This is a genomic window from Paenibacillus tianmuensis, assembly GCF_900100345.1.
GTDB lineage: Bacteria > Bacillota > Bacilli > Paenibacillales > NBRC-103111 > Paenibacillus_G > Paenibacillus_G tianmuensis.
The window spans coordinates 1-1,679 of sequence record NZ_FMTT01000103.1; the positions used below are offsets into that span (position 1 = coordinate 1).

The 1,679-nt window shown below is 52.6% G+C and carries 3 protein-coding genes and 1 pseudogene; all 4 read left to right on the forward strand.

The window, feature by feature from the left end; genetic code table 11:
* A partial coding sequence (locus BLO51_RS28275) for an ssDNA-binding protein (RefSeq protein ID WP_143007031.1) occupies positions 1 to 244 on the forward strand: 244 nt, incomplete at its 5' end.
* A 67-nt stretch (positions 245 to 311) separates the two neighbouring features.
* Positions 312 to 740: a nucleoside triphosphate pyrophosphohydrolase family protein gene (locus BLO51_RS28280; protein WP_245719880.1), complete on the forward strand. Its 429-nt coding sequence runs from the start codon at positions 312 to 314 to the stop codon at positions 738 to 740.
* Positions 737 to 1,165: a BC1872 family protein gene (locus BLO51_RS28285; protein WP_090677480.1), complete on the forward strand. Its 429-nt coding sequence runs from the start codon at positions 737 to 739 to the stop codon at positions 1,163 to 1,165. The genes BLO51_RS28280 and BLO51_RS28285 overlap by 4 nt, the downstream gene beginning before the upstream one ends.
* Positions 1,162 to 1,679, forward strand: a pseudogene (locus tag BLO51_RS28290) (hypothetical protein); the annotation flags it as partial. The gene BLO51_RS28285 and the pseudogene BLO51_RS28290, both read left to right, overlap by 4 nt.

The following is a 1,679-nucleotide window of genomic DNA, read 5'->3' on the forward strand; positions in this document are numbered from 1 at the left end:
CAAGCCCAAGTTTCAGGAGATTACGGACACCACGGAGGTTTACTCCGGCTGCTATGCCAAAGTGAGCCTTAACTTCTATCCGTTCGATGCGAAGGGGAACCGCGGCGTCGCGGCTGGCTTGAACAACGTTGTCAAAGTGCAGGATGGCGACTTCCTTGGTGGTCGGTCGAGCGTCAACGACGATTTTGCGGACGAGGATTTTGACGTCGATCTGGACGGCGACGACGAAGATTATTTGAATTAATTCAGTATGAAGGGGATTCGGCAGCGGGTCCCCTTTCTTATAAAAATATCCGGGAGGTCCTCATCTTATGGAATGGAAGCAAGAACGGTTCTTTGTAAAGAGAAATGAGCAAGGCATGGCAGTGCAGGTTGAGGAGAAGCGGCCTATTGGATTCATTGACAATGAGCCTCAGAGTATCGACGAATTTGTCCAAGCTGCCCATGATAACGCGATCGACAAAGGCTGGTACGAGGAGCCCCGTACCTTTGGCGAAGTGATTGCTTTGATGCATAGTGAGTTGTCCGAGGCACTGGAGGAGCACCGGGACGGCCGGGGTTTCCGGGAAATCTACTACGAAGGCGAAAAACCGTGCGGTATTCCGGTGGAGCTGGCGGATACGGTGATCCGCATCTTCGATACCTGCGGGTATCTTGGCATCGATCTGGAGGCGGCCATCCGGGAGAAAATGACGTACAACGCGACGCGGCCGCAGCGGCATGGAGGGAAGAAACTGTGACACGTGATCAAATTCTAACATTAAAGCCTGACAGGAAATTAGACGGGGCCGTTGCTCATAATGTCATGGGGTTCAAGCTTAATGTGCGCGAGGTTTATATCTGCCCAGAGTGCGGATGGGAAACCGGGGATCTGGAGACATCAAGCAGATGTCAAGCTTGCTGGGCGAACGGTGACCGAGTAACCATGAGTGATGAGAAAGAATCCGTTTATGATTTTAAGCCATCTACGGACATGAACGACGCGATTCAGGTGCTTCAAAAGCCTGAAATCATGGATCGATTTCAAATTGGATTATATCCGACTAGTTTCGGTAAATGGATTGCTCGACCATTTATGCCGGGTGGCAAAGATTGCGCTGTTCAAGCTGATTCTCCATCAGAGGCGATATGCAAAAGTGTATTGCTGGCGGTCTTAGGTGTATGACTGTTCTCCAAATCGACCTTGAAACCTATAGCAGCGTGGACCTAAAAACCGCTGGTGTCCACCGTTACGTTGAGGCGCCAGACTTTGAAATTCTATTGTTCGGCTTCGCATTCGACGACGAACCGGTGACGGTGGTCGACCTGACCGCCTTCGAAGACATCCCAAAGGACGTAATGGACGCGCTCCGCTCAAGCACTGTCACGAAAACAGCCTTCAACGCAGCGTTTGAGCGGACAGCTATCGCCAAGCACTTCGGCATCGAATGCGATCCGCTTCACTGGCGCTGCACGGCCGTCCATGCGCTGACGCTCGGGCTGCCGGGTTATCTGGAGGGCGTGGCCGAGGTGTTGAAGCTTGAGGCCCAGAAGGACGCTAAGGGCAAGGCGCTGATCAAGTATTTCAGCGTCCCGTGCAAGCCGACGAAGACGAACGGCGGCCGCACAAGGAACTATCCACACCATGCGCCAGACAAGTGGGAGGATTACAAAGCCTACAATCGACAGGATATTGTTGT